This window comes from Leuconostoc aquikimchii (assembly GCF_040838325.1).
Lineage (GTDB): Bacteria > Bacillota > Bacilli > Lactobacillales > Lactobacillaceae > Leuconostoc > Leuconostoc aquikimchii.
Map to the genome: position 1 here is coordinate 1,653,051 of NZ_JBFPER010000001.1, position 20,122 is coordinate 1,673,172.

The following is a 20,122-nucleotide window of genomic DNA, read 5'->3' on the forward strand; positions in this document are numbered from 1 at the left end:
TTTTTATTTACTATCAATTTAATCAACATGATTTGTTACTAATGACATGACTATTCAACGATTGCAACAATATCTTTTTCATGGAGTACCAGATAATCTGTGCCTTCAAAAGCTACTTCTTGTCCGGCATATTTATCAAATAAAACCTCGTCGTCAACTTTAACAGCTAAGTCACGGACTGACCCGTCGTTTAAGACATAGCCTGTGCCTGCAGCAACAATTTTACCTGTTACGGGCTTATCCTTAGCGTTATTTGCCAACAAAATACCACCAACTGTTTGTTCCGCAGCTTCTGTTACTTCAATAATCACGCGATCACCTAAGGGCTTCAACATGAGATAATACCTCCGATTTTTAATTTTAGCACTCTTTTAAAACGAGTGCTAAATACAACTTCAAGTATATCACGTTACTGCTTATTGTCAATAAAAAAAGTGCAATAAGATGCACTTTCAACCCTTGTAATTTAGGGTAATTATCACATTTAAATAAAAGTGCCACCGTGGGCTTCACTGATATCATAAGCAACGATAAAAGCTTGTGAGTCGACTGCATGTATGCCACGCACTAAGCGATTATATTCTTGATTATCCAATATAACCATTAACATTTCGCGATTATCACCTGTGTAGCCCCCACGCACATCCATTTCTGTGTAACTGGTGCCATTTTCATTGAGGTATAGTTTAACACCTGTAATACTTTTATTACTTGTGATGTAGATCATCTTGCGACGATCTAATCCTGTTTCAATATAATTCATAACAGCTGCTGTAATCATCAAGGAAAACATTGCCAATATTAGCGCCTCAAGTCCCTCAGTCATTAAGTTTCCTAGAGAGACAACTGTATCAATAACTAATAGTGATAATGCCGGTGAAATCCGAAAATATTTTTTTAAAATCATGGGTGGTACAGCTGTGCCACCACTCGAAGCATCCACACGATACAACATCGCAACGCCCACCGCAAAAATGGTCCCACCAACTAATACCGCAAAAGTACGGTCAGTTAACACTTGAAAACTCGGTGTCACTTTCAGTAATATTGGTAAGATTAAACTACCAAACGTAATACGGGCAGTTGTTCCACGATCCAAAAATACGCCAGCCAAAACAATCATTAGTAGATTAATGACTAAAACCGTTAATGCTCGGTCAAAACCTGTGAGCTCGTTTATCAAGATAGCAAATCCTGTTGCACCACCTGCTGCCACTTTAGCCGGTGCATAGAAAAAATTAATACTCACTACCACAATTTCTAGTGCAACAATAATCGTTAAATAACGGACAACTTGCAATTTTTGCAATAACTTCATTAAATACCTTTCTTGTTTTTCTTTTTAAAGGTCGACATGATACGCTTTAAAACCGTTGGGTTTTTGAGTATTTTTTCATTGCCGATATGCGCACGCATTGTTTTCAACACGCGACCAGATTCCGGCGAAGAAAAATCAAACTTTCCGTTATCTGTCTCAATGCGAAAGCGTCGACTGATTTTATTTTTTGATGACACACTCGCGTAAACAACTTTTATATTGGGCCAGGGCACTTGAACAAAATCATCAACATTGTTATCATTAAAAAATTCAAAAGCCTCATCACCAATCAGAAATTGACCATACTGTGCACCGATTCCCAAGAAAGAAATACCTTGCGCTGTTAAATCAACGCGTTTATTAAGTGATTGCACCATATTTTTCTGCCCCCCTATTTCCTACACTCATTTGTTTAAACAAACTAATACGCTACATGAGTTTTTATGTACAAAGGCGCTCGTCAAATTTGGCGAGCGCACTTTATTAATTAAATTATTCGACTACATAATGTGCAATACGCGCATCAAGATACCAAAGATGAAAATACCGACAATCATAATAATAGGTGATACTTTCTTCTTAAGCAACCACATAGCAAAGAATGTGAGCAACAATCCCATCAATCCAGGAACAAGGCTGTCTAAGTTGGCTTGTAGCGTGTTAGGTGCCATTTTTGTCAGCGATAGGCCAGATGCCTGATCGCCTAATATTTGTTGCAACTTACCACCGGTAACGCTACCGTTTGGAAAGTTAATATACGCACCTTCAGCTAATTTCTTAGCTGGCAACGCGACGGTAAATTTAATTGATACCCAACGTTCAACCAAGACCGCTAAGATAAACATACCCAGAATTGATGCACCCTTGGTAATATCTTTTAACAAACCACCTGATAAATCTTGTGTGATAGCAGAACCAGCACGATAACCAAATTCTTGTGTATACCAGATAAATGACATACGAATCAGGTTCCACAAAACAAAGAACAAAATTGGGCCTAAGATGTTACCTGAAAGTGCTAATGAAGCGCCCAATGCACCTAGTATAGGACGAACAGTGAACCAGAAAACTGGATCACCAATACCAGCCAAAGGTCCCATCATACCAATCTTGACACCTTGAATTGCAGTATCATCAATCGCGGCACCATTGGCACGCTCTTCTTCCAAAGCCAAAGTGACACCTATAATAGGCGAAGCAACATATGGATGTGTGTTAAAGAATTCCAAGTGTCGCTTTAAAGCAGCTGTACGGTCCTCTTTTGTTGTATATAACTTTTTAATTGCTGGAATTAAAGTATACGCCCAGCCAACGTTTTGCATACGTTCGTAGTTCCATGAACCTTGTAAAAATTGCGAACGCCATGCGACAGACAAACGATCATTACGTGTTAACTCAATCTTTTCAGTCATCATATTGCTCCCTTCTAATACTGGTTCAAAATGTCGCCAACCGGATCACCCGAATTGCCACCATTTGAACCACCGCCACTGTTGTTGCCACCCATCTTTGATAGATTGATGTAAATCAAAGCAAGCGCAACACCAATAGCACCAAGAGCAATTAATGTTAACTGACTAACCGCAGCGAGCGCAAAACCAATGGCGAAGAATGGCCATACTTCACGTGTTGCCATCATGTTAATCACCATGGCATAACCAACAGCAACAACCATACCACCACCGATTGTCATACCACCAGTAAGCCAGGCTGGCATTGAATTCAAAGCTGCTTGAACTGCTGCAGCAGGAATAGCAATTAACAAACCTGCGGGGATAGCAATACGTAGTCCTTGTAACAAGATACCAACTAAATGCAACCGCTCAATTGTTTGATACTTTCCTTCTTTAGCGGCCGCATCGGCACCATGAGTCAAGCCGACAGCTATTGTACGAACAATCATTGTTAAGAACAAACCAGCAACAGCCAACGGAATTGCTGAAGCGACGGCAACACCAATACCAGTTGATGTAAAGTTATCACCTTTCACCATGATGATAGCTGATGCAACTGAAGCAAGTGCGACATCCGGTGCCACAGCGGCACCGATGTTAGCCCAACCAAGGGCAATCATTTGTAACGAGCCACCAAGCATAATTCCTGCTGTTAAATGACCAGTAGCCATTCCAATTAATGTTGCCGAAACCAATGGTTGATGAATTTGGAATTCATCCAAAATACCTTCCATACCTGCGAAGAAGGCAATGATTACGACTAAAACCACTGAGATTATAGACATAGTATAAACACCTTTCCTAATAAACGTTTTTAAATTATTTAACGTTAGCTTTCTTAATTAAATCAAACAAGTTTGCACTGTTATCACTTGGTACCTTACGCACATCAAACTGCACACCCAAATCACGCAATTTTTCAAACGCTGTCACATCAGTTTTGTCCATTGACAAAACTTTGTTTACCATTGTTTTACCTTCTGAATGTGCCATAGAACCAACGTTAAGTGACTTAATTGGTACGCCACCTTCAACAGCTCGCAGCACATCTTCTACTGTTTCAAACAACAAAAACGCGGCCACACCACCAAAACGATCATCATTGGCCACTTCGACCATTTTACTAATTGGCACGATATTAGCCTGAACACCATTAGGTGCAGCTTGTTGAATCAAGCTTTTACGCAACTCGTCACCAGCAACCGCATCAGAAACAACAATAATGCGATTAGCTTTTGAGTCAGGTGTCCATGCAGTTGCCACCTGACCATGTAACAATCGAGTATCTAACCGTGCGAGTTTGATATTGATGTGTCCTGCTTTTAAGCCAGCCATCGCATCGGTTTTCACAGCTGCTTTGGGTGTTGCCACCTCTGCTTCTGGCACTGAACGCACCCCATCTTTGGCAACTGGCACCAAATACTTAGCCAAATCAGCTGCCGTATTCATACCAAGTCGACCACCATAGGCTTCAATAAGCATAGGTAAATTCAAACCGGCCACAATTGCTTTATGTTCTGAGTCTTGCTTTTGAATCAAGCTTGCTCGGTTAAACGGTGATCCTCCCCATAGATCGACCAAAAACAATGTGTCATCATCATTATCAAACTTTGCTAATGCTTCTTGATAGTGCTTATCTAGATCGTCGGGCCCTTCTGTGGGCTGAAAAGTGACAACCTCAACGTTTTCTTGTTCTCCGAAAATCATTGAACCTGACATCAAAATGCCTTTTGCAAAATCACCATGACTGGCAATAATAAGATTAACCATCGATAATCTCCTTCTACATAAATTGTTTACTTATTGATTATAACGGAGTACTTTCAAATTGTAAACGCTTTCAAGATAATATTTATATTATCCTTTACGTTTATTAGTATACACCATTTGTAAGCACAAGTAAACGCTTTCATTACACTTTACACAACGTAATCGAAAAAATGACATACAGCTTTCTGAAAATTTACAACATGCTTTAATTATCTAAATATGCGAGCTCTTGATTACTATAACTTTCTGGCGTCACAAAGCTAACCATCACGTCACCTTGCCCATCTAATATATAATTACCAGTATCTTTTAACAGGATGAAATTATCACCTTTTTTGAAGTGATATGTTGCTTCAGCATGTGTCATCGTAATATCACCTGAAATGACATTGAACAACTCATAAGGATGATGCTGATTGAAATGGCTCACACCACGCACAGATAATTTATCAATCGTAAATTTCGGTGATGCCAAGAGTCGTGTCAGGATTGTACTACCTTGCATGCGTGTCCGCTGATTTAAAATGGGGTCAACATGAGGTACCTTTGTTACCGCAATTGCCTCTTCAATTTGTAGTGGCCGTAATTGATTGGTCGTTACATCGACCCGATCAAAATCATAAAAACGATAAGTCGTGTCCGAACTTTGTTGAATTTCCAGTGCAAGCACACCCGCACCAAGCGCATGAAACGTTCCCGCAGGTACATAGAAAAAATCACCTTTTTGCACGGGAATCGTTCGTAACAACTTGTCCCATGCTTTATTTTCAACTTGTTTGGTCAACTCCGCCTTATTTTGCGCCAAATGACCATAATATAACTTGGCATTTGGCGTCGCCTCTAAAATATACCAACTTTCAGTCTTCCCAAATTTTTCCGATGACTGCTTATCATTTGGGTGAACTTGAATAGACAAATTATCGTGGGCATCAAGTATTTTAACCAGTAACGGAAACTCTTGTTTAGCATCATGACCACCAAATAGTTCGGGTCTTTCATCCCATAACTGCGTTAAAGTTTTACCTTGATATTTACCGTTAGTAATGGTTGACACCCCATTATTATGTGCAGCAATAACCCATGCCTCACCAACATGATCCGTTGGTAAATCATACCCAAATTGTTTAAGTCGTGTCCCACCCCATATTTTATTATGAAGTTCTGGTTGTAACCTCAATACTGTCATTTTAAGTTTCTCCTTGCCGCACAATCAATATGATAGTTTGATACAGTAATCGTAAATCGTTTTACTGAATTAAATTGTATGCGCTTTCATTCTAACACACAACAAAAGAAAAGGCTCACGTATTTATGAAATATTTGACGTGAAAACTAGTAACTTGGAAAAATCAATTATCTAACATGTGATTAGATTCACGTTATACGTCAAAATTTTCTATCGCGTTACAACAACTCACAACATTTATACAGTTCACCAGATTTAATTAATCTCCTGATACTAATATGGCAACACGTTGCCAAGATAGACTAGCTTTTGTATTTTTGATCTATCAGCAGAGTTAATCATCTTATTTTTTTGCATATATTGGTAGACAAGTTGCGCATTTTTACCTCTGGTCGTTTCAACCTTGTTTTTTTCATCAGGTGAAACTTCCCAATCATCATTAAAATCAACAGCATTTTTGACCACATCACCACTGTCATTCAGGGCATAGTTTTTTAAAATGGCCACAAAGCTGCCATCTTGCTGTGTCATAAATTCTAATTGGCACATCGCTTCCCACCAATGTCCATGATATTTTTGATTAGCAAAGGTGACCAAATTTTGACGCCTTTTATAGGACCACTGTGCAAAACCAATATCTTTATTGTCATCCGTGCTGTTTTGGGCATTTTTCAATGATCGATATGTCCAGTCGCCCTGAACAGCTATCGGATCTATGCCTGATTCTTGAATCCAATTCCCTAAAATACCAGCTATACTGCTAGCAGATAGACCATATTCACCATTCAAGTAGGTATAAACTTGACGAATATATTTTTTATTACCAATGTTTCCATCATTATTTTGATTCGAATTTTGGTACGTTTTTTCTGCCACACTGTTGCTTTTTGATTTTGAGACTGTCTTATCATTCTGACTGCTTTTGGTTGTTTGCGCCTGTTTTATCGTCACACCTATTAACAAAATAATAGACACAATTAAAACAATTTTAACCAAATTACGCTTAGATATTTGCATAATTATCCTCGACTAATTATTATCCGCATACTTTAACAAAAAAGTTGTCGAATAGATCCCCTTTTTAATATTTCGATGTAAATATTTACGACTCATAGCCTGAAACGTATAATGTTTATCAATCACTAGCACGTCATCATATTGTGAAATCATATGAATAAACTGTGTCCGATTCAACTGGCTAATATCTGCTGTTGCATCGACATGACTAGAATATAAATAGTATTTCCCAACATATTGTGTCAAATAGTTATCTACTTGTGTTCTATCCGCACTAATAATTAAATACTTCTGCTTGTTTAATATCATATGATTACCCACAAGTTGTTTTATTTTGTATGGTAAACTTTCCGGATAGGTGTTCAAATTATATTGCATCCCATTATTTTCAGATAATATAAGCAATGCACTCACAAAAAATAACGTGCTACTCATATATTGGTATAGATACTTCTTTTTGACACTGGCAAAAGATCGCAACGTTCTCATAGCAATATCTTGTTCGTAAAACGTTTGATCAATTGCCCGTACAGCAAAGAAAGCATAAACACCTAACCCGAGTGTGACAATACTCGCTGCATAACGGTCAAAGCCAGCTAATGCTAAGGCCTCTTCATTGGGCATTGAAAACACAAACATCAGTAAAATACCAATATAATAAAATATGATGACGCCATTTGTAAGTATGAATCCCTTAATTAATTGTGTTTTTTGATGAAATACAACATGGATGACATAAATTGTCACTATAAACAGGGCATTAATTACGATGACGCCTTGCGTTGGTACTGTTGACAATGACATAATATGGTGACAAAATTCTTGAATAATACTGTAAATGATTTCTGGCGTCTTAGCTTCATAAATGTCTTGATAGGCAGTGACACTGACCTCATGTTTAGATAATTGCTGACCAAATGTTTGATTAATATGCCATAACCACAAAAGATAAGGCGCAAGACTAACTGTTACTGTGCTTAAAAGCAACAACATTTTTTTAACTATGGGCCACTGACTATCACGATATTTCAGGACTGTCAGTACAAAATAACCAAGTACAATCATGACAAAAAACAAACTATTATTTTTAACAATCCCCAAGACACCTGTTAAAAATACAGTCATAACGGCCATAAAATACATATTCTTTCGATAAAAAAATATACTCGCTAGTGCTGCTAAAGTGATCAACGGCAAAATGAAATCAACTAACAAATTGTTCATCCGTATGGCAATATTAAAATAATTAAATAGCGTCATCACAAGAAACATGACGGCAAACGTTAAGGATTTATTTTTATCTTTAATCACTGCAACCATCGCATATAGGCAAGCCATTATTAAACAAAACTGTGCAAAAATCATAACCCCATCGTTAAAACCAACAAAATTAACAAAATAGTAACACCATAAAGAAGTCCCAATTGGGTAAGATGAAAAGCCAATAATCGTGCTGTTAACATCTGGTAAAGATTGCTGAGTCAATAAATATTTAACGATCAGCGCCCAATGCGAGAAATTGTCATAGTGTAACAATTGGCTCTGCATGAGGGTTGGCGCTAATAGCATAAAATAACCGAAAAAAGCAATCGGTATCATGTTCATTTTTTTAATGATCACGCCATTTTTTCGCCAGTTATATATGGTAAAGTAAACCCCTAAAATCACACCTATTCTAGGTAGTATCAAACCAAAAAATGACAATAAATTCACTAAACTAGCCAAATACAATAGCATGATGATCATACAGGTCGCTAATAGCCAAGCAAAATATTTGTGACATTTAAACTTAGTTCTCAAAAGGCTCACATACCCATAGTTAGAGAACAATAGTAACAACATTTTTATGCTAATCATTATCATGCGCTACCCCTTACCACCTTTTTGCAACACTTTATTTAATCGACTGATACGCCGATTAATATTATCAATAAGTACATCGCATGTTGTAACCCACTTATCTCTTTTTTGAGGTAACCGTTTATTGAAACCATCATGCATAATCTGTAGTAACATTTGATAATTCACTTCATCTTTTGCTGCGATATGCAAAACACAACCCACATGCTTATCCCATTTTTTGACATTTGCTTGTATCTGCGCTGTATATTGTGACGTTACAATTGTCAGCGCATATTTTTTTGATTGTAGTAACTTTGTCCCTTGTGGCAAATTAATTGCGATTTCTGACGCTGTTAAATAATTGATGCTAACATTAGCCCCAGATTGTATGTCACTACTCTGAACATAACCTGAGACGTTAAACTTTGGTTCCCCATTTTGAGGTTTCCCAATGAATACTAGCACCGCCAAAAGTGTATTGATAAAATTATTTAACAACCAAAAAGTAATGACACTGCCATACATTATTTCTGACCCAAACTTCCCGTAATTAAATTTAATTAAACTCACAATGGTTAGTCCCAAAATAATAACATGTGGTATCATGTACAAAAAATCTTTTTTATGATTGCCAGAAATGTTCTTTTTAGTCACTTGAAACCGCGAATTTTTAATACCCATTGTTTCTAACAGGATCGGTAATACTAAATAGGGCGCAAAGAACAATTCCTGAATTTCACCCCATCGCTGATTTGTGATACTGCCAGAAACATCTTGTTTAACCAAAAGCAATAATAAATAACTCGGTATCCAAAGCATTAATAATAACCAAAAATTCGTGTCGACAACACGGAAATCAAATAACGCAAATAATATTGGTGCGAACACAAACAACATGCGGCCAAGAAATGACCACCAATAAAGATACCCATTAAAGTATATGAGCTTTTGTGGCCAAGTTAATCCCTTATTCGTCAATAAGTGCAGATTACCAATACTTTGAATCATCCCGCGAGCCCATCGCGTTCGTTGTTTAAACACACTGCCCGTATCTGTTGGTGTTAACCCACTGCCCATAGGTTCTGTTGTTGAAATACTGCTATAACCACAACTGTTAATTTGAGCGCCAAGTTGAAAATCTTCGGTGAGTGTATTAATTGGAAATCCGCCTGCTTCAACAATAGCCTCGCGTAAAAATAACGTGTTCGAACCAGTGTACACGGCACTATTATGAGAAGCGTTTAAAATATTAACTTCTTTAGAAAAAAAGTCTTGCTCGTTGGGTATCACACGATTAACGTAAAGATTATGTTGAAAAACATCTTCATTGTAAAAACTCTGTGGTGTTTGAACAAAGCCGATTTTTTTGTCGACCCGTTTAGCATAGCTCTCAAAAAAATAAGGCACGACCGTCATCAAAAAATCAGAATAAGGAATCATATCAGCATCAAATGTTGCGACTAATGGTGATTGGCTGTCGTTTAGGGCATAATTGAAATTGCCAGATTTAGCGTGCTGATTGTTTTCTAAACCAACGTAGTTAATACCAAATTTTTGTGCTAATGCTTTCATTTCCGGTCTATTTTGATCATCACATAAATAAATATGTATTTTCTGCTGATCTGGATACTTTAAAAAAGTACACGCATTAATTGTTTTATAGAGCAAATCAACCGTTTCATTATGTGTTGCAATTAAAATATCAACATCTGGAAAAATATCTTCTGATGTCACAACTGGTTTCGGTATTTCTTTAAAGGTTTTTTTATTCCAAATCAATATAAATGCCGTCAGAATAGACAAAATTTCACTTATCCATAACAAAAAACCGTATAATATTTCAAAAAAAGACTGGTTCCAAGGTAACGTAAACATTCCTCGCCATACGAGATAGACAATTGAACTCATTATGGCACTCACATAACCCCATTTTTTTATTTTACTCATAACTGGCGCCCCTTAAATATCAGATGCTTTTGCACGTGATAACTAATAACAAATAATCCAGCATCAGTGATTACTTTTAGCACTGTTAGATTAATAGGTGACCACCGTTGATGCAATAAAATAACAATTCCTGTAGATAGCATCATTTGAATCAAAACTAATGTATAATAACTGACGAAACTCAAACGATTATTATTTTGAAAAACAACTTTTTTGTTAATATAATAGTTAACTAGTGATGACGAGAGTCTAGACACAATCGAGGCAATTAATATCGCATGCACAGATAGCTTATTTAATAGTGCTATCAGAATCATAAAAATAATGATATCCACGGCAAATGAACTGATTGCGCCAAATATGTATTTTATAAATACCGCATAAATACTCAAAGAATCATAAATCACTCTAAAATGAGAGGATTGATTATCATCTAAATAAATTGTTTTGATTGGTACCTCAACAATAACAATGTGATTGTCTGCAGCCGCCAAAATCATAGTCATTTCAAATTCAAATCTGTCACCTTGCATATTTAGCAATGCTTGAAAATAGGCTTTAGGGATTACCCGTAAACCGGTTTGTGTATCAGATATTTTGATACCTGTGGTTATCTGCATGAATTTTGCCGTGAGTACATTACCAAATTTACTACGCAAAGGGACATCATGATTGAAGACCCTGGTCCCTAATATTAAATTTTTTGGATTTTCTAAAAAGGCATTTGTGCATTTTAACATATCAGTCACAGTATGCTGGCCATCAGAATCAATTGTAATCAAGCCAAGCGCTTCCGGTACATGCTGTAAGACATAATTAATGGCTGTTTTTAATGCCCGTCCCTTGCCAAAATTTGTTGCATGTTTTAAAACAGTTACCTTAAACGTATTCTCAATATATGAAAAAATGGTGTCGTATTTTTCTGAGCTACCATCGTTAACAACGATAATTTGTTGCATAGCCTCATTTTTATGGCTACGCAATTGTTTTATTAACGTTATTAATCTACCATCTGGATCTAAAGATGGAATAATAATTGGTATACAAGTCATCTGTTTTCCTTATTCTAAGATTGCATGTTGTGTGATCTTTACATTTAGTATCACATTAGTAAACAGTCACACAAAAAAAATATCAACTATTTCAACATTTAAGCCATCCGCAATTTTCTTTGCTGTTGGCGGTGATGGAAACTTTTTACCATTCAAATACTCAATCATTAGGGAATAATTCACTTTTATGCGTCGTGAAAAACCTGCAATGCTTTCACCATGCATCGCAATTTCTTCTTTGACATGATTTGGTTCACGAAATTTCAACGTTACAGTCATGTACATTTTCCTTTTGTATTATTATCTTGTTATATTATACATTTAACGTATCACATCGTCAAACACTTTATGGCGTATTTGTTTTACATTTGTTATGTCTATGCTTTATATTTGTATATAATAAAGTATATCGCAACGGAGAACAGTTATAATTATGGTAACTAAAGAAAAATTTGGTTCACAAATCAAGAAAATCCGAGAAAAGAAACACTTCACCGTCCGACAAACGGCATTACAGGGTAAATTTTCTTCAGCTTATTTATCACAGATTGAAAATGGCAAAAAAAATATTCCTAAAGTAGCAACTTTGTATAAAATTGCTACGGGATTACGCATTTCAAACGATGATATTTTAGCACTTGCTGGTATCACCCATATTGACAATAGCAATGTAGACCTAGGTGAGCAACTTGAAAATAGTGATTTGCTTTTATCATTTGAGGGTAAAGAATTGTCCCCGGAGTATCGTCAGGCCATCCTGTCTATTTTGAAAACACTACCTGATGCTGATAGCAATTCGTAGAGGACTTGATGCTTATGTCCGCGTATAATTCAGTCATAGACTACCTAGAAGATATCATACAATTTAATCATATGACCTTAATTCATATATCTGGTTCAGCGTACGACCCAGATGTTGTCAATGCTAAAAAGAAAGTTATCATTATTAATCGCAATTACCAGTCACATTTTAGTTATCATTTCCGCCTGGCACATGAAATTGCGCATTTACTATCGGATACAACACGTACAACTTATAATTTTAGCCAACTTGCAAAAACTACCGCTGAAAAACAAGCTAATTTAACTGGTATTAAAATTTTAGCCGACTTTTATTTTTCTGATAATCAATCAAAAAAAATGTGTTGGGAACGCCGATTTCCATTTATAGAAACCTTTGGTTTAGGACAGCTCACCCACTTGGTTGAGAAAGTGTTAAAACCAACATAAAAAAGACAGAAATCCTGTAATATATGATTTCTGTCTTTTAATCTATCGTTTTATTTCAGACTAAACCCTTTTAGCTTGGGATACGCGCCTAATTTTGCATTGTCTTGCTTCCGCGTGAGCATTTTAGCATTGTTACGCGTCCATGAGCTGTCTATGCCACGGTCTGCATAGTATTTAACCATCGTCTGATCATACACCGTCACAGCAGCTGACATTTGATCTTGACTATAATGCTCTTTCATCCAGATACCATCAATTGGTAGTTTGGGCTTGATTCCAGGTTCTTGTGCTGGATAGCCAATTGAAAATCCCATAACTGCTTTAACTAACTTTGGTAATTGTAGTTTTTCTTCATATAATTCAAAAGCGCGTAAAGCCCCAGCCATTGTTACACTACCCAATCCTAGTGACTCTGCTGCAACTTGGGCGCGACCAAGTGCAATCCCTGCTGAAACAATCCCACCTTCAAGCATGGCGTAACTTGATAGTACTGTCTCAGCCTGTTGACGTACATCTGGCGTCAACCCGATAAGATCTTTATTAAAATCCACCGTGACAACAAAATAACGCATGGCACTTTCAATGTAAGACATGCCAACTTGGGCAGTTATTTCAGCCTTTAAATCTTGATCGGTAATCTCAACAAAAGTTACCGGTTGATAATTATTGATGTTTGGTCCAGCACTGGCTGCCGTTAAAATAGTCGTCACCATGTCATCTGACACCGGTTGGTCCGTGAACGCACGGATTGACTTATGATTATTTAGTAAATCTATTGTTGTATTTGACATTATTGTAGTTTGTGACAAGATGTACTAATATGTTGCCCCTTGTCACAATTCCTTTCACTTATGATACATAGATTTTACCATTTTTTTATGATAAAATAACAAGAATATTAATGGAGGCAGTTATGCAACTTGGTCGATTTCGTATAGGATTACGTACTTTAAAAACAGCGGTAGCCGTTATGATCATTATCACGGCTTTTTACTTTTTTCAGCGGCCACCATTTGTCGCAGCATTGGCATCCGTCTTTGCACTGCGTGAAAGTTGGGATAAAACATTAAGTTTTGCCAAAATCCGCTTGATTTCAAATACCGTGGGTGGCTTATTAGCTTTAATTTACTTTTTAGTACGTGTCCACACACATAATGCTACATGGGTATCAATGATTTTTCTACCGTTACTAGTTATTATTGCGATTGTCTTTTTAGATGGCTTTAATTTCAATGGTGGTGTCATTGGTGCACTGGCAGCACTCCTCATGATTTCACTAAACATTCCAACTGGCGCGACAGTCCTCTACGTGATTGATCGTATCATCGATACTTTTATTGGTGTCATTGTATCAATTGTTGTCAACCGTTTTGCATCTCCAAAATCCAAAACTTAAAAACAATAAAAAAGAGACACCTACTTGTCTCTCAAATTCCCAAATAATTTTCAATTGTCTGTAACACGCCATCATTGATATTCGTGTTAAGGGCTTTTTTTTGTATTGCTTCAAGCATAAAACTGTCTGCATTGGGCATCACATAACCGTGTTCGTACTTCTGAAGCATTTCTAGATCGTTCCCGTTATCACCAAAAGTCATCACTTCTCTATCCAATACATCATAATAGTCTTGCAATACTTGAAGCCCAGCGGCCTTATTCACACCACTACCTAGCACATCAACTGATCCAAAACCGGAACCAGTAGCATGTAGCTCATCACCAAATATGTCCCGCAATTCTGAAACATGTTGTTGCACTTCGTTATTTGGCCATACAAAAGTGACTTCCAAAATATGATCATCCACCGCCATGAGCTTTTCAACTTGTTTAACATTTGGATAAAACTGAAAAACCATTTTTGCAACAGGTCCAGTGGCATGATTTGACACATAAGTTGCCTTATCACCAGTCATAATAATAATATTTTCAGCTGATTCCGGATTCTTAGCATTCCAATCAATCACTTTATGTAGTTGTTCTGGTGACAAATGAACTGAATAAAGTTGTTCTTGACTTGTTGCTACCATGGCCCCATTTGAACCAACATAATCAATTTCGTAACCTTTCGAAATTGTCGGATCAAAAAGCTCTTGTAAGTTTTTAACTTGACGACCCGATGCTGCAATAAATCGCATATCACGTGCTTTCAAGTTATCTAAAATACGTTCAAATCTTCCCTGACTATAAGTATCATTTGCTGTCAAAAACGTGCCATCCATATCAGATGCAATCATTTTAATCGTCATGCGTCATTGTCCTTCTTAAAAATAATCAATTTGCTTAATACAAAGTTAGAAACAATTACAAATATATTTTGAATAATGTTCCAAACGTTTGCATCTTGGCTCAAAAAATCGACACCAAAGTTCAAAATAAAATAACCAACAATACCAGTCAAAATACGTGCCAAGTAGAATTGCCAGATTTCTTTTATAATATCGGCAACCGTACTGTTTGTCGAGTGAAAAACCCAAACACGATTGGTGAGATAAGCAAATAATACTGCCCAAAACCAAGCCACCACATAGGCTATATTATGCCCAGTGTGTAGCATATTGTAAAGTACAAAGAAAACAATAATATTAACAACTGTCGTCAATATACCAAATATGGCATATAAAAAAACTGATTGATACTTAATATAAATATTTTTTAAATTTAACATACTTACTCCAATTGTGATCTATTAATTATATCATAGGACATAAAAAAAAAGCCATCATCTGACGATTGACTTAATTAAATTGCTTGAGATAGTCTTGATAGCCTGCTTCATCAACTACCCAATCCAATTCGCCAATATATTCAGCGTGTGGATCATGGTAAGCAAAACCATGTTTAAATTTATAAAGGCCATCTGTAGGCACAAAATCACCAACACCACCAAAGTCATATTCAACTTTACCTAATGATAAGCCCCATTTCAACATTTCCCACTGTACAGCGTAAGGTCCGTAGTGTTTTGCGTACTGTCGATTAGATCCAGCGTACATATACCAAATCTCATCCCCGTAACTAAAACCAATACCACTAGCAATGACTTGACCTTCAAAATGTCCTAGAAAGACTTTGAACAAACCAGTCCCTTGCCATAACTTTTGCATCCGTAGAAAGTAGTCTATAGGTCGGTGTGTAATACCTTGTGCTGCAGCCATCATGACATAGGTCTCAAAAAATGACTGGATATCAGCTTGCGTATCACCGCTTGTAACCGTCACACCATCTTTTGTAGCACGACGAATTTGATTGCGATAATCTCGTTTAAAATGCGTCATTAATTCAGTTTCATTTGTAATTGGTGTTGCGCCTTCTCCGCGACCATCATAGTACAAAACAACATTTTTGCGAGGCTGTATGTTCCCATGCATATTTTCAATGTCTCGGTTGCGTGTCACAAATCCTGCTGCCTGATAGGCATCATTTAACTCATCACTATAAGCTACCTCTGGATCGAGACGAATTAAAAACACATTGTCCGGCAAAACCTCAAGTGCTTCTCTAATCATTGCTTTAATTAGCATGATGTCTGATATGTCGCCAATCGGGCCACGCCCCGCATAGCCTAATATTTTACCCGGAATTGCTTCAACCGTTAGTACGGTCAGCACAGCATCAATTTGGCCACTTGTTTCATGGTACACGTAGACATGTCCCCAATTGGCTTTTAATTCTCCCCACAAAGGATCTTGCGTGACTTGACCACGTGGATCTTCACGTACAAAATTTTGATACGCACTGACTTTTTCTGTATCGTTTAAATTTAAAATGGCCATACGTTTTATAATCCTGTCGTAATTGAACCGTAGTTATCAATAAAATAAACCAATGTCTGTAATTCGTTTGTTAAATCAACGTTTTGTACACGTACATCAGTTGGCACAGTCACACGTAGTGGGGTAAAATTCAAAATACCCTTAACACCAGCGTCAACAAGTTGATCTGTGATATCTTGTGCCACTTCTTGCGGTACAGTCAAAATCGCAATATTAATGCGTTGCGCCGTCATTTGCTCTTTTAAATCAGTCATGGCATATATTGGCACACCGGCCAATATCGTACCAGCACGCGATTCGTCAACATCAAATGCAGCAGAAATACGCATATTCGATGATTGATGGAAATTAAAGTTCATCAATGCTTGCCCCAAATTACCGGCGCCAATTAAAGCAACATTAATTAAGCTATCTTGATCAAGCACATTTGCAAAGAAATCAAGTAGTGCTTTAACGTCATATCCATAACCTCGCTTACCTAATGCACCAAAATAAGAAAAGTCTCGACGGATTGTCGCTGCATCAAACTTAATGGCATCACTTAGTTCAGCTGATGAAATACGGTTCGTGCCAGCATCATGTAAAAATGTTAAATAGCGATAATAAATAGGTAATCGTTTTGCTGTTGCGCGTGGAATTTTAGGTTGTTGTGTCATAAGTTTCTCCAGTTTATCATGTGCCGAGTTCATCAGTATAGCCAACAAATCCAGACATTTATTAAGTTACATGCCTTTATTCACTTTGTGAACTTTTGCATAACTATTATACCACAAAAACAGGCCTATTATCAAAAGATAGTGAGATATTCACAAACTTGTTATGATTTAAATAACTCAAAATCTAGTCCTGGGTCCGTATTAAGGTTTAATTCAGCGAATTTTTTATTTTTATAATTCCAATAACCAGCAGCGCCTATCATCGCAGCATTGTCACCTGTATATTGTCGCGGTACCGGTATAAACTGTGTATTTGGAAACTGCTCTAACAGTTCTGCTAACGTTTGACGTAATTGTGAATTAGCTGCCACACCGCCTGCCAAGACAAAACTTTTCACTGGGTAATTTTGTAATGCACGGCGTGTGCGACCTAATAACGCATCAACGACCGCATTTTGGAAACTAGTGGCTAAATCATTATGATTAATCAGCTCACCTTTTTGTTCTGCATGGTGTACATAATTAATCACAGCACTTTTCAAGCCAGAAAAACTAAAATCATAATTATCTTCATGCGCCATAGCCGTTGGAAATTTAATCGTTGCTTGCCCAAGATGTGCCATTTCATCAATTGTTTTACCCGCTGGATAAGGTAATTTAAGTAAACGACCAACCTTATCAAAGCTTTCTCCGGCAGCATCATCACGCGTTTCACCAAGCACCGAAAAATTATTTTCTTCACGCATCAAAACTAATTCTGTATGTCCCCCAGAAACCATTAACGCAAGCGCTGGATATATTATTGGTGCATTAAAATTAGCCGCAGCAATATGCCCTGCTAAATGATTGACCGGTATAATTGGTAAGTTATGTGCTAAAGCAAAAGTCTTAGCGCCCATCAAGCCAACCAGTAAGGATCCCACTAGGCCAGGACCATAAGTAACAGCCACAGCATCGAGATCTGTTGGTTTAACATTGGCTATTTCTAACGCATCATCTAACACACGTGTTATCCACTCAATGTGGTGACGACTGGCAACTTCGGGCACAATGCCACCAAATCGTTGGTGTGAATTAATTTGTGTCGCAACCGCGTTGCTTAATATTATGCGGCCATCTTCAACAATTGCCACACTTGTTTCATCTGCACTTGATTCAAACGATATAATTTTAGTCATGACATGTTTATGCGCCCAGCGGATTCATTCATTAGACGTACTTTCCTTTCCATCATAATAGCAGTATGGCCATTTTTATAGTATTTTTCACGGCGATAGTAGGCACTAAATCCCATTTTTTCATATAGCCGAATAGCTGCTATATTTGTTTCGTCAACTTCTAACAAGAAGCGTGTCACATCTGGCAACGAAAAAACAGTTGTCAATAATTTTTGAGCAATACCCTGATGTTGACTATTCGGATGCACTGCGACACTATTAATTTCAACTTCATCAAGTATCTGTGTCATACCGACAAACCCCTCATCAAGCATGAAATAGTGACTTCGCGGACTTTTCAGCTCATGTTCAAACACTGATTTAGGCCAAGGCGATGGTGAAAAAGCGGCATTTGCCAAGTTAAATATTAGATTGCTATCTTCAATTGTTGCGCGTTTTATTATCAAGTTTATTTACCATTGAAATTGCATCTTCGTGATCACTTAAATAATAGCCTTTTTTGATGCCACTTTGTTGAAAACCTAGTCGTGTGTACAACATGATGGCACTACGATTTGAATCACGTGCTTCTAAACTCATGGTATCAGCACCTAGCTGTTGTGAAAAAACAATAAGCTCTTGAATTATCATGGTACCCAACCCTTTATTTTGCCAAACTGGCACAATCGCAATATTAGTGACATGCATATCACGTTGTTCACGCTGATACGCAACACCTGCAAAACCAATCACTTGCTTATTGCGTTCCACAACTAAATACAAGCGTACATTTGGTCGTGACAATTCACTCAAAAAATCACGCAATAACCAAGGTGCAGAGCCAGCGTACACAGCCTCTTCAATATGTACAAGAATATCAATATCTTCAACATTGGCTCGTCGTAGTATAAATGAATAGCCTTTTGAATCAACAGATTTTTGTTCGAATTTAGGTAGCATGTTCGGTAACTTATTATTGTGATTAAACTTCAAAAACATAATTTTCAGGGTTGTCCTCACCTGGGTGTGCTGCAAGCCAGTTCAACTCTGCTTGTGTTTTACGCAAATATTGCGGATTAAAATCAGCAATATCGTTGACTGGATTGGCCTGTAGGCCTAATGATACAATACCTTGCCCATCAGGTAAACTCTCGCTTGGCGTTAACATATGAGCACGTGTACCAAATGTTTCAGTAATATGCGCAGAAAAAACATCAGTATCACCTAAAAAAATAATTGGTTCATCGTGTGCCTGCAACCAGTTAAACAAGTTAGCAATTGGCTGGTGTGCATCTGCCAAAACATTGTTACCATTGTGATAAACACCCGCAAAGACATTATCATTACGTGCATTAAACAACGGCACAATCAGCCCTGGTGCCGTTACCTGTTGCGCTAAAATAGCCAGGCTAGAGACACCAACGAGGTCTATTTTTAAAGTATTAGCTAATACTTTAGCCACAGTCACACCAATTCGCAAGCCAGTGAATGAACCAGGGCCTTGAGCCACTACAATACGATCAATATCTGTCAGTGTCCAATTTTGAGCTGCAATCGTTTCCTGAATTGCAGGTAAAAGTTGAATCGAATGGTTACGCGCCTCATTGGTTGAAAAAACACGTTTTACCTGATTATCTTCCGCCAAACTCACTGTCAGTGGTTGGTTACTTGTGTCAAATGCTAGAATCTTCATAACCTATATTTTAACACAAAAACAACC

Annotated in this window: 24 protein-coding genes; 3 read left to right on the top strand and 21 right to left on the bottom strand. The window is 37.3% G+C overall.

The annotated features are described in order from the left end of the window. Window positions 1-50: 50 nt before the first annotated feature. The 12 genes from groES to AB3K24_RS08130 form a co-directional block, all read right to left on the bottom strand. Window positions 51-335 carry a co-chaperone GroES gene (groES, locus tag AB3K24_RS08075; RefSeq protein WP_367974985.1) on the bottom strand — a complete coding sequence of 95 codons (285 nt, stop codon included), beginning with the start codon at window positions 333-335 and terminating at the stop codon, window positions 51-53. A 149-nt stretch (window positions 336-484) separates the two neighbouring features. Next, the gene (locus tag AB3K24_RS08080) at window positions 485-1,318 is read right to left on the bottom strand and encodes a YitT family protein (protein WP_367974986.1); all 834 of its coding nucleotides are present in this window, start codon (window positions 1,316-1,318) and stop codon (window positions 485-487) included. After that, a complete protein-coding gene (locus tag AB3K24_RS08085; RefSeq protein ID WP_367974988.1) occupies window positions 1,318-1,695 on the bottom strand; it encodes a DUF956 family protein in 378 nt (125 codons plus the stop codon). Before AB3K24_RS08085 ends, AB3K24_RS08080 begins: the two co-directional genes overlap by 1 nt. 123 nt (window positions 1,696-1,818) lie before the next feature. Next, on the bottom strand, window positions 1,819-2,730 hold the full coding sequence (locus AB3K24_RS08090; protein WP_367975609.1) for a PTS system mannose/fructose/sorbose family transporter subunit IID: 912 nt from the start codon (window positions 2,728-2,730) through the stop codon (window positions 1,819-1,821). Window positions 2,731-2,744: 14 nt separating this feature from the next. Continuing rightward, window positions 2,745-3,557, bottom strand: a complete 813-nt coding sequence (locus AB3K24_RS08095; protein WP_367974990.1) for a PTS mannose/fructose/sorbose transporter subunit IIC — start codon at window positions 3,555-3,557, stop codon at window positions 2,745-2,747. 34 nt (window positions 3,558-3,591) lie between these two features. After that, window positions 3,592-4,542, bottom strand: a complete 951-nt coding sequence (locus tag AB3K24_RS08100; RefSeq protein WP_367974991.1) for a mannose/fructose/sorbose PTS transporter subunit IIA — start codon at window positions 4,540-4,542, stop codon at window positions 3,592-3,594. Window positions 4,543-4,747: 205 nt separating this feature from the next. Beyond that, window positions 4,748-5,728, bottom strand: coding sequence for a type I phosphomannose isomerase catalytic subunit (locus tag AB3K24_RS08105; RefSeq protein ID WP_367974993.1), 981 nt, complete (start codon window positions 5,726-5,728; stop codon window positions 4,748-4,750). Between the two features lie 273 nt (window positions 5,729-6,001). Beyond that, complete coding sequence (locus AB3K24_RS08110) at window positions 6,002-6,745, bottom strand: phage tail tip lysozyme (protein ID WP_367974995.1); 744 nt, start codon at window positions 6,743-6,745, stop codon at window positions 6,002-6,004. Window positions 6,746-6,757: 12 nt separating this feature from the next. Beyond that, entirely contained in the window at window positions 6,758-8,491 is a 1,734-nt protein-coding gene (locus AB3K24_RS08115; protein ID WP_367974997.1) for a hypothetical protein, read from the bottom strand. A gap of 120 nt (window positions 8,492-8,611) precedes the next feature. After that, complete coding sequence (locus AB3K24_RS08120; RefSeq protein ID WP_367974999.1) at window positions 8,612-10,534, bottom strand: glycosyltransferase family 2 protein; 1,923 nt, start codon at window positions 10,532-10,534, stop codon at window positions 8,612-8,614. Further along, entirely contained in the window at window positions 10,531-11,586 is a 1,056-nt protein-coding gene (locus AB3K24_RS08125) for a glycosyltransferase (RefSeq protein WP_367975001.1), read from the bottom strand. The genes AB3K24_RS08120 and AB3K24_RS08125 overlap by 4 nt, the downstream gene beginning before the upstream one ends. A gap of 66 nt (window positions 11,587-11,652) precedes the next feature. Then, window positions 11,653-11,865, bottom strand: a complete 213-nt coding sequence (locus AB3K24_RS08130; protein WP_367975003.1) for a helix-turn-helix transcriptional regulator — start codon at window positions 11,863-11,865, stop codon at window positions 11,653-11,655. 154 nt (window positions 11,866-12,019) lie between these two features. Between AB3K24_RS08130 and AB3K24_RS08135 the strand changes: the two genes are divergently transcribed. Continuing rightward, complete coding sequence (locus AB3K24_RS08135) at window positions 12,020-12,388, top strand: helix-turn-helix domain-containing protein (RefSeq protein ID WP_367975005.1); 369 nt, start codon at window positions 12,020-12,022, stop codon at window positions 12,386-12,388. 14 nt (window positions 12,389-12,402) lie between these two features. Next, entirely contained in the window at window positions 12,403-12,816 is a 414-nt protein-coding gene (locus tag AB3K24_RS08140) for an ImmA/IrrE family metallo-endopeptidase (RefSeq protein WP_367975006.1), read from the top strand. 50 nt (window positions 12,817-12,866) lie between these two features. Here AB3K24_RS08140 and AB3K24_RS08145 read toward each other — a convergent pair whose 3' ends face one another. Next, complete coding sequence (locus AB3K24_RS08145; protein ID WP_367975008.1) at window positions 12,867-13,607, bottom strand: nitroreductase family protein; 741 nt, start codon at window positions 13,605-13,607, stop codon at window positions 12,867-12,869. Window positions 13,608-13,729: 122 nt separating this feature from the next. On the opposite strand from AB3K24_RS08145, the gene AB3K24_RS08150 reads away from it, so the two are divergent. Next, window positions 13,730-14,212, top strand: a complete 483-nt coding sequence (locus AB3K24_RS08150; protein WP_367975009.1) for an FUSC family protein — start codon at window positions 13,730-13,732, stop codon at window positions 14,210-14,212. 31 nt (window positions 14,213-14,243) lie between these two features. On the opposite strand, the gene AB3K24_RS08155 is transcribed toward AB3K24_RS08150, so the two are convergent. From AB3K24_RS08155 to tsaB, 8 genes are all read right to left on the bottom strand, one after another. After that, window positions 14,244-15,062 (bottom strand): HAD-IIB family hydrolase, encoded by an 819-nt coding sequence (locus tag AB3K24_RS08155; RefSeq protein WP_367975011.1) that lies wholly within the window; start codon window positions 15,060-15,062, stop codon window positions 14,244-14,246. Continuing rightward, on the bottom strand, window positions 15,059-15,481 hold the full coding sequence (locus AB3K24_RS08160; RefSeq protein ID WP_367975013.1) for a GtrA family protein: 423 nt from the start codon (window positions 15,479-15,481) through the stop codon (window positions 15,059-15,061). Before AB3K24_RS08160 ends, AB3K24_RS08155 begins: the two co-directional genes overlap by 4 nt. Before the next feature lie 70 nt (window positions 15,482-15,551). Next, window positions 15,552-16,589, bottom strand: a complete 1,038-nt coding sequence (locus AB3K24_RS08165; protein ID WP_367975015.1) for a lipid II:glycine glycyltransferase FemX — start codon at window positions 16,587-16,589, stop codon at window positions 15,552-15,554. Window positions 16,590-16,594: 5 nt separating this feature from the next. Next, window positions 16,595-17,245, bottom strand: coding sequence for a redox-sensing transcriptional repressor Rex (locus AB3K24_RS08170; RefSeq protein ID WP_010016381.1), 651 nt, complete (start codon window positions 17,243-17,245; stop codon window positions 16,595-16,597). Window positions 17,246-17,406: 161 nt separating this feature from the next. Beyond that, window positions 17,407-18,423 carry a tRNA (adenosine(37)-N6)-threonylcarbamoyltransferase complex transferase subunit TsaD gene (gene tsaD, locus AB3K24_RS08175; RefSeq protein WP_367975017.1) on the bottom strand — a complete coding sequence of 339 codons (1,017 nt, stop codon included), beginning with the start codon at window positions 18,421-18,423 and terminating at the stop codon, window positions 17,407-17,409. Further along, entirely contained in the window at window positions 18,420-18,869 is a 450-nt protein-coding gene (gene rimI, locus AB3K24_RS08180; protein WP_367975019.1) for a ribosomal protein S18-alanine N-acetyltransferase, read from the bottom strand. Before rimI (AB3K24_RS08180) ends, tsaD begins: the two co-directional genes overlap by 4 nt. Continuing rightward, window positions 18,844-19,401, bottom strand: coding sequence for a ribosomal protein S18-alanine N-acetyltransferase (rimI, locus tag AB3K24_RS08185; RefSeq protein ID WP_367975021.1), 558 nt, complete (start codon window positions 19,399-19,401; stop codon window positions 18,844-18,846). The genes rimI (AB3K24_RS08180) and rimI (AB3K24_RS08185) overlap by 26 nt, the downstream gene beginning before the upstream one ends. Continuing rightward, window positions 19,385-20,095, bottom strand: coding sequence for a tRNA (adenosine(37)-N6)-threonylcarbamoyltransferase complex dimerization subunit type 1 TsaB (gene tsaB, locus AB3K24_RS08190; RefSeq protein ID WP_367975022.1), 711 nt, complete (start codon window positions 20,093-20,095; stop codon window positions 19,385-19,387). The genes rimI (AB3K24_RS08185) and tsaB overlap by 17 nt, the downstream gene beginning before the upstream one ends. Window positions 20,096-20,122: the final 27 nt, after the last annotated feature.